The sequence below is a fragment of the Actinotalea ferrariae genome, assembly GCF_019733465.1.
GTDB lineage: Bacteria > Actinomycetota > Actinomycetes > Actinomycetales > Cellulomonadaceae > Actinotalea > Actinotalea ferrariae_A.
Genome location: NZ_JACVQL010000056.1, coordinates 1 through 8,447, shown reverse-complemented (window position 1 = coordinate 8,447; position 8,447 = coordinate 1). Strand labels below are relative to the sequence as shown.

Genomic DNA, 8,447 nt, shown 5'->3' with positions numbered 1-8,447 from the left:
GCGCAGGACCCGCAGGCCGCGCTCGCGGCGCTGCAGCGCCGGGCGCTGACCGTCATCGCCGAGCTGGCGCCCGCCGCGGTCGAGCTGGGTGAGGCGTTCGCGAGCGCGGGCCACGAGCTCGCGCTCGTCGGCGGACCGGTGCGCGACGCGTTCCTGGGCCGCGTGAGCTCGGACCTCGACTTCGCGACGTCGGCCACCCCGGACGAGACCGAGGCGATCCTCGCGCGCTGGGGTGACGCCCACTGGGACATCGGGCGGGAGTTCGGCACGATCGGGGCGCGCCGCTTCGCGCGCGGCGCGGGGCAGGCCGGCACCGCCGACGTCGTCGTCGAGGTCACGACCTACCGCACGGACGAGTACGACCGGACGTCGCGCAAGCCCGTGGTCGCGTTCGGCGACTCGCTCGAGGGCGACCTCTCGCGCCGCGACTTCACGGTGAACGCGATGGCCGTGCGGCTGCCCGGCCTCACGTTCGTCGACCCCTTCGACGGGCTCGCCGACCTCGCCCGGCAGGTGCTGCGCACGCCGGTCACCGCCGAGCAGTCCTTCGACGACGACCCGCTGCGGATGATGCGTGCCGCACGGTTCGTCGCCCAGCTCGGCTTCACGCTCTCCGTGGACGTGCGCACGGCGATCGAGCGGATGGCGGAGCGGATCGCCATCGTCTCGGCCGAGCGGGTGCGCGACGAGCTGGTCAAGATCATGCTCACGCCGGACCCGCGGCCGGGGCTCACGGCCCTCGTCGACACGGGACTGGCCGACGTCGTGCTGCCCGAGCTGCCGGCGCTGCGGCTCGAGATCGACGAGCACCACCGGCACAAGGACGTCTACCAGCACTCGCTGACCGTCCTCGCCCAGGCCATCGACCTCGAGACGGGCACGCACGAGCACCCCACGGGCCCGGTGCCCGGGCCCGATCTCGTGCTGCGCCTCGCCGCGCTGCTGCACGACATCGGCAAGCCGGCGACGCGGCGGTTCGAGGCGGGCGGCGGCGTCAGCTTCCACCACCACGAGGTCGTCGGCGCCAAGATGGCGGCCCGCCGGCTCAAGGCCCTGCGGTTCGACAAGGAGACGGTGCAGGCCGTCGCGCGCCTCACCGAGCTGCACCTGCGGTTCCACGGCTACGGCGAGAGCGGCTGGACGGACTCGGCGGTGCGCCGCTACGTCACCGACGCCGGCCCGCTCCTCGAGCGCCTGCACCGTCTGACCCGCTCGGACTGCACCACCCGCAACCGGCGCAAGGCGGAGCGGCTCTCCTTCGCGTACGACGACCTCGAGCGGCGCATCGCGGAGCTCCGCGAGAAGGAGGAGCTCGCGTCGATCCGACCCGACCTCGACGGGCAGCAGATCATGGCGATCCTCGGCATCCGGCCGGGTCGCGAGGTGGGCGAGGCCTACCGTCACCTGCTCGAGCTGCGGATGGAGCACGGCCCGCAGGACCCGGCCGACGCCGAGCGCGAGCTGCGCCGGTGGTGGGCCGCGCGCGAGCAGGGACCCAGCGAGCAGGGACCCACCGAGCAGGGACCTACCGAGCAGTGAGCCCGCGCGCATGAGGCTCTGGTCGGTGCACCCCCGGTACCTCGACCGGCAGGGCCTCACGGCGGGCTGGCGCGAGGGGCTGCTCGCGCAGAAGGTGCTCACCGGCACCACGAAGGGCTACCGCAACCACCCGCAGCTGCGCCGGTTCCGCGTCGGCGAGCTCGTGGCGGTCGCGGCGGGTGAGCCGCCGCTGCACCCTGGTGCGCCCATCGTGACGTTCCTGCACGGCATCGCCGACGAGGCGGTGCGGCGCGGCTACACCTACGACCGCGCCCTCCTCCTCGGCGAGCCCGACCCCGACCTGCGGCTCGAGGTCACGGACGGCCAGCTCGCCCACGAGTGGACGCACCTGCGGGCCAAGCTCGCCGAGCGCAGCCCCGACGTGCTCGCGCGGTGGCGCGACGTCGAGGTGCCCGCGGCCCACCCGTTGTTCGACGTCGTGCCGGGGCCCGTGGCCGAGTGGGAGGTCGTCACGGACCGGGTGGACGGTCCCTGACCGTTCGCCCCGAGCGCTCCTCGCCGCGCCGCCTACGGCACCTGGGCGACGACGTCGTCGAGGCGCACGGTCACGGGCGCGTTCGTCGCGGACGACGACAGGTAGGTGATGAACCCGACGTGGCCCGGTGCCTGCAGGGCCGCCGTGCTGTCCGTCGTGCTCACCTGCCACGTGGTGGGCTCGGGGGTCCCCGCGCGCCAGACCCGCGCCTGCAGCGTGGTCGGGTTCGCCCCCACCGCCCGCGTCCGGACCATGAGGTCCTCGCCCGTGGGCAGGGTCAGCCCTGCGATCACGACGGGTGAGCGGAGCGCGGTCTCGGCCCCGCCGACCGTGCGGCCGAGGCCGAGCGCGACGACCCCGTTGGGCCGCAGGCGCACCGACGCGTTGTACTCGCCCGCGCCGGCCACGCGCCGGACGCCCGCGGTGACGTAGACGCCGCCTCCCGTGGCGGCCTTGTCGAGGCCGGTGCGGAAGGTGAGGTCGGTCGAGGGCGACGACGCCTCGGGCAGCGAGACGTCGAGCGATCGTCCCGCCGTGGCGATGCGCACCAGGCCGACGCCGCCCTGCACCGCGTAGGAGCTCGCGGCGCTCGTGACGCGCCACGCGCCGCCGACGTCGGCCGTGCCCAGCCCCGTCGCGAGGGTGCGGCCGAACGCGTCCGCGGCGAACGGACCCGTCGTGGACGTCGTCGTCGCGGGCCGCGTCGTGGTGGCGGTCGCGCCGTCGTCGTCCGTGACCGTGAGCGTGACCTGCCGGGTGCCGGGCGTCGCGTACTGGTGCTGCGCGGTGACGCCGGTGGCCGTGGTGCCGTCGCCGAAGTCCCACGCGTAGGTCGCGACGGTGCCGTCCGGGTCCGTCGAGGCGCCGGCGTCGGTGGCGCAGTCCAGCCCGGTGCACGCGACCGTGAAGGACGCCGTCGGCGGGAGGTTCGTCGCGTCCGGCGGGCCGATCGTGAAGGCGTCGGCGAACGTGCCGCCGCTCGCTCGCTCGAACCGCGCGCTGAGGGTGGTCGCCGTGACGTCGAGGGCGAGCAGGCCCCACGTCGCGTTGGTCGTGCCCGACGCGGCGGCGAAGTACGGCATCTCGGCGTCCGAGGTGTTGACCGCCCGCAGCGTCTGGCCGCCCGTGCCGACGGTCGCGAAGACGGTGCCGACGCCCTGGACCATCGCGGCGTCGGCGTCCGCCACGCAGTCCGGGTCCGCCGTGCCCGTCGCGAGCGTCGTGCAGCCGGGCCGCAGCGCGAGCTGGTGGGTGCGCTGGTACAGGTGCTCGTGCCCGTTGAGGACGAGGTCGACCTTCTTGCTGAGGAAGAGGTTGCTCAGGTCCACGCCCTGGTCGCACGTGTACTGCCCGAGCGACACGCACGGCTTGTGCAGGGCGACGACGACCCACGGGACGCCCTCGGCACGCGCGCCGTCGATCGCGGCCGCGGTCCACTGGTACCGCGCGCTGCCCGCCGCGTACTGGTAGGTGCCGTCGGGGAAGGTGAGCGCTGGCGAGACCGCGACCACGCGCACGAGCGGGTCCTGCGCGGGGATGTCGACGTACCACTGACGCCCGTAGGTGCCGACGAGCCCGGGAAGCTGGTTGGGCAGGCACGCCGAGAAGTCGTTGATGTGACCGTTCTGGCCGTTGGCCTCGTGGTTGCCCGCCACGAGCTCGAACGGGAAGCCGTCGCCGACGTGGTCGGTGACGAGGTCGCACCACGCCTGCTCGGCGCCCGTCGCGCCGTAGGACAGGTCGCCCAGGGCGATGTTCGCGTCCGGGGCGAGCGCGGCGGTCGTCGTGAGGACGGCGCGCGTGTCCGCGGTCGCGGCGTAGTCGCCGGCGGCCGTGAGCCGGACCGTGCCCTCGGCCGCCGCCGCCACGACCGCTGCCGCTGCGCCACCCGGTGGGCCGGCCGCGGGAGCCGACCCCGGGGCTGCGCTCAGGAGCGAGACGCCCAGTGCGACCAGCGCGACGGCGGTCGGGACGATGGTGGCGCTGCGTCGAGCCATGACGACCTCCGGGCCGGTGAGCCCCCCTTGCGGCCAGTCCTACCGCAGAACCGGACATCTCGGACAGGGCCGTTCGGGTGCGGCCGCGCCGGCGGCGTGCGGGTCAGTCCTCCGGGCGCCGCACCACGAGCACGCACACGTCGTCCTCCTGGACCCCGGCGGTGAGCGTCGTGACGAGGTGGTCACACACCTGCTGCGCGTCGACGTCGTCGGGCAGCGCGGCGAGCGTCGCCCGGAGCACGGCGAGGCCGTCCCGGAGCGACCGGTCGCGGCGCTCCACGAGCCCGTCGGTGTACACGACGAGCACGGCGCCGGGCCGCAGCTCGGCCGTGGCCTCGGCGATCGACCGACCGACGGGGGCGACGCCGACCGGCGTGGTCAGGCCGCCGCCGAGCTCGACCACGGCACCGCCCCGCTCGCGCAGGAAGGGCGGGGGGTGGCCTGCGCGGCTGTAGCGCAGCGTCGAGCCCTCGAGCCGGAGGTACACGCACGTCGCGACGTCGGCCATCGCGAGGCCCTGGACCAGCTCGTCGAGGCGCGCGACGACGGTGCCCGCGTCCTCACCCGACCAGGCGTACGAGCGCAGCACCGAGCGCAGCTGGCCCATCGACGCGGCCGCGCGCAGGTCGTGGCCGACGACGTCGCCGACGGCGAGCCCCACGGCGCCGTCGGGCAGCGGCAGGACGTCGAACCAGTCGCCGCCGACCTGCGAGCGGTGCAGCGCGGGCACGTAGGCCGCGGCCACGTCGAGGCCCGGGAGCTCGGGCAGCTCCGGCAGGAGGCTGCGCTGGAGGGTGAGCGCGGCCTCGCGCTCGCGCTGGTAGAGCCGCACGTTGTCGAGGCCGAGCCCGGCGCGGTGCCCGATGTGCGCGGCCGTGATCACCTGCTCCTGGCTCAGCTCCTCACCGGTCGCGACGACGAGCGTGAGCACGCCGAGCACACGGCCGCGACCGCGCAGCGGCACGACGAGCGCGCTGCCGAGCCCGAGCCGCTGCAGCAGCGCGAGCTGGGTCGGCGTCGTCCGGGCGGGCAGGGAGTCGACGTCGACCGGGAACGGGCTCGCGACGTGCGTCGCCTCGCTGTGCAGCGCCTCCGCGACGCGCGGCGAGCGCACCAGCCACGAGACGTCCTCGTGCTCGAGCGCCTCGCCGTCGGCGCGGTGCCTGGGCTCGCGGGTCGCGATGTGGAGCCGGTCGACGTGGCCACGGTCGTCGGTCACCGCGACGAAGCCCCAGGTCGCGAGCTGCGGGACGACGACATCGGCGAGCGCGCGGACCGCGGCGGTGTAGTCGAGGTGCTGGGCGAGCTCCTGGCTCACCTCGGCGAGCAGCTGGAGCCGGCGGCCCGCGACGCGGACCTCGTCGAGCGCCGCCTCGCGCTCGAGCTGGGCCTGGACGCGCTCGGTGACGTCGGCCTGGATGCCGACGTGGTGCGTGACGCGCCCGTCGGCGTCGACCACCGGGCTGATGACGACCTGGTTCCAGAACGGCGTGCCGTCGGCGCGGTAGTTGAGCAGGGTGTCGGCGATGGTGGTCCCGGCGTCGAGCGCCGCGCGGATGCGCGCGACGGCGGACCGGTCGGTGTCCGGGCCCTGGAGGAACCGGCAGTTCGTGCCGAGCACGTCGGCACCGCGGTACCCGGTGACCCGCTCGAAGGCGGGGTTGACCCAGACCAACGGGTCGTCCGGCTGGTGCGGGTCGGAGATCGTGAAGGACAGCGTGCTCGCGACCGCGGCCCGCGCGTGGAGGTCGTCGCCGAGCTGCTGGAGCGCGCGCACGTCGGCGCGCTCGCGGAGCGGGAGCAGGACGACGAGGGCCTGCCGCGCGAGCGGTGCCGGCGCGTCGGTCAGCGGGACGCCCACCACCCACAGCGCCTCGCGCGCCTCCGACGTGCCCGAGGCGCGTTCGGCGCTCATCTCGAGCCCGCGCGCCGGCTCGCCGGCCGCGACCGCGCCCAGCGAGAGGAGGCCCGCCTCGAGCGGGACGCCGTCGGGCGTGCGCAGACCGGCCGCCTCGGACCACGCGGCGAGCGGGACGGGCAGGTGCAGCCCGGGCGCGAGCTCGGTCGCGAGGAGGTTCGCGTAGACGACGACGCCCTCGTCGAGGTCGACGAGCAGCGTCGCCGCGGGCCGGTCGTGGAGCACGGCGGGCAGCGGCGGGCCGACGGGAACCGCGGGAGGCGTCGCGTCGGGCACGGGACGATCCTAGGCGGGTGGGTGCGCGCCCGGTCGGGGCCCGCGGGCCCGCTCGAGCGCTACCCGCCGCACCCCCGCGCGCAGCGCGACGGCGGTGACCACGTAGGCGACCGCGAGCGCGACGAAGGCCGGCCGCGACCAGCCCGTGTCGGGCAGCACCGCGGCGGCCAGCGCCGCCGCGCCGACGAACGCGGCGTTGTAGAGCACGTCGTAGAGGCCGAAGGCCCGGCCGCGGAAGTCGTCGTCCGTGTCGCGCTGCACGATGGTGTCCACCGCGATCTTGGTGCCCTGCGCGGCGAGCCCGAGTAGGGCCGCGCCCACGAGCACCGCGGTGCGCTCGACCGTGACGGCGAGCAGCAGCTGGCTCGCGGCGCCGACCGAGAGGCACACCACGATCCACTGCTCGGGCTCGAGGCGCTCGTGCGCGAGCGGGGTGAGCACGACGGCGGCCGCGAAGCCGATCGCCGTCACACCGAGGACGAGCCCGAACGTGGCGAGACCCGCCGCGCTGTCCCGCGGGTCGGCGAGGAGGTTGCGCGAGATGAGGATGCTCGCGATGAAGACGACGCCGTACACGAACCGGTGCGCGGTCATGACGCCCAGCGCCATGGCCGGCGTGCGCCGCCCGACGAGGTGGCGGGCGCCGGCGCCCAGCCCTGCGGCGACCTCGCGCAGCTTGGCCCACAGCTCGTCGCCCGCGGCCCGGTGGGTCGGCCCGAGCTGGTCGGGTCCCAGCCGCAGGGCGAGCGCCGACGCGACGGCGAAGACGACCGCGGCACCGACGAGCACGACGGCGTCGTGCGCCGGTCCCTCCGGCGCGACGAGCCCGCCGACGAAGCCGAGTGCACCGCCGACGCCGGCCGCCGCGGCACCCAGCGTGGGCGTGATCGAGTTCGCCATGAGGAGCTGGTCGCGCGGGACCACGCGCGGCAGACCGGCCGAGAGGGCCGAGAGCAGGAACCGGTTGACCGAGAGCGTCACGAGGGTCAGCACGTAGACCGCGGGCCCCACGCCGACGCCCGCGAGCAGCGCGGCCAGCACGAGCGTGAGCACGACGCGCACGGCGTTGCCGACGAGGAGCACCTGACGGCGTCGCCACCGGTCGAGCAGCACGCCCGCCCACGGCCCGACGACCGTGAAGGGCAGCAGCAGGACGGCGAACGCGGTCGCGACGCCCGTCGCCGTCGTCATGCGCTCGGGCGCGAAGAAGAACAGGGTGGCCAGGCCGACCTGGAACATCCCGTCACCGGTCTGGGACACGAGGCGCACCGCGAACAGCCGGCGGAAGCCCGGGTGCACCGCGACGACGCGCAGGTCACCGAGCACGCTCACGGGCTGCAGGCTACCGGCGGACGAAGACGTCGGATGACTTCACCTGCGCGTCCGCCGGCCGATGGAGGGGGTGTGAGAGGTGAGCGAGGTGCCCGCGTGCAGCGCGCCATGAGCCCGACGGGCATCGTGGCGGAGCTGCGGCGCAGCCACGTCGCGCTCCTGGGCGCGCTCGGCGCGATGCTCGTCATGACGCTGCTCTCGTCCGGCTACCTGCTCGCCGTGACCGAGCCCGCCGTCGTCCGCTACACGGGCCTCGCGGCGAGCTCGCGCCTCATGCACCAGGCGATGCTCAACCAGGAGACCGGGCTGCGCGGGTGGGTCGCCACGGGTGACGACCTCTTCCTCGCGCCGCTCGAGGACGGCCGGGTCGCCGCCGCCGAGGCCGGCGAGAGCCTGCTGCGCGGCACGAGCCGGGACCCGGAGCTCACCGGACTCGTCGTGGACACGATGCTCGCGCGCCAGGCGTGGCAGACCTGGGCCGACGGCGTCGTCGCGGGCGACATCCGGCTGTCCAAGCTCACGCCCGCCGCCACGACCGCCACCCTGCTCGACGGCAAGGAGCTGTTCGACGCCTACCGCGACGCGGACCTCCGCGCGACGGGCGCGGTCGTCGAGCGCCGCAACGAGGCGCTCGCGGACCAGCGCACCGCGCTGCACGTCGCCATGGGCTCGTCCCTCGTGACCGTCGCGGGCGCGGCGCTGTTCGCCGCGCGACGGCGTCGGCACCTGACCCGTGCGGTGATCGAGCCGGTGGCCGAGGTCCTCACGACCATCGACGCGCTGCGCGGCGGCGACCTCGGCGCGCGCGTGCCGGCCACCGGCGTCACCGAGCTCGACGCGATGGGGTCGGCGCTGGGCGAGCTCGCGGCCGAGCTGCACGCGGCCGGCG

The 8,447-nt window shown here is 75.5% G+C and carries 6 protein-coding genes; 3 read left to right on the top strand and 3 right to left on the bottom strand.

Annotated features, from left to right (window positions below; all coding sequences use genetic code 11):
- Both ICW40_RS05345 and ICW40_RS05340 read left to right on the top strand, forming a co-directional pair.
- Nucleotides 1-1,539 (top strand): CCA tRNA nucleotidyltransferase (locus ICW40_RS05345; RefSeq protein WP_308121642.1); only part of this gene is annotated, 1,539 nt, incomplete at its 5' end.
- A 10-nt stretch (nucleotides 1,540-1,549) separates the two neighbouring features.
- Complete coding sequence (locus ICW40_RS05340) at nucleotides 1,550-2,035, top strand: pyrimidine dimer DNA glycosylase/endonuclease V (protein ID WP_221652798.1); 486 nt, start codon at nucleotides 1,550-1,552, stop codon at nucleotides 2,033-2,035.
- Nucleotides 2,036-2,067: 32 nt separating this feature from the next.
- Here the strand turns inward: ICW40_RS05340 and ICW40_RS05335 are convergent, their stop codons facing one another.
- The 3 genes from ICW40_RS05335 to ICW40_RS05325 form a co-directional block, all read right to left on the bottom strand.
- Nucleotides 2,068-4,032, bottom strand: coding sequence for a PKD domain-containing protein (locus ICW40_RS05335; RefSeq protein WP_221652797.1), 1,965 nt, complete (start codon nucleotides 4,030-4,032; stop codon nucleotides 2,068-2,070).
- Nucleotides 4,033-4,135: 103 nt separating this feature from the next.
- Complete coding sequence (locus ICW40_RS05330; protein ID WP_308121640.1) at nucleotides 4,136-6,226, bottom strand: SpoIIE family protein phosphatase; 2,091 nt, start codon at nucleotides 6,224-6,226, stop codon at nucleotides 4,136-4,138.
- Between the two features lie 9 nt (nucleotides 6,227-6,235).
- Nucleotides 6,236-7,558, bottom strand: coding sequence for an MFS transporter (locus tag ICW40_RS05325; RefSeq protein ID WP_374199131.1), 1,323 nt, complete (start codon nucleotides 7,556-7,558; stop codon nucleotides 6,236-6,238).
- Between the two features lie 96 nt (nucleotides 7,559-7,654).
- Between ICW40_RS05325 and ICW40_RS05320 the strand changes: the two genes are divergently transcribed.
- Nucleotides 7,655-8,447: CHASE3 domain-containing protein (locus ICW40_RS05320; protein WP_221652796.1), on the top strand; the 793-nt coding region annotated here is incomplete at its 3' end.

What these genes read in the sequence shown, in the direction of transcription:
- ICW40_RS05335 (WP_221652797.1), bottom strand. Translation starts at nt 4,032, where the DNA reads ATGGCTCGACGCAGCGCCACCATCGTCCCGACCGCCGTCGCGCTGGTC.
- ICW40_RS05340 (WP_221652798.1), top strand. Translation starts at nt 1,550, where the DNA reads ATGAGGCTCTGGTCGGTGCACCCCCGGTACCTCGACCGGCAGGGCCTC.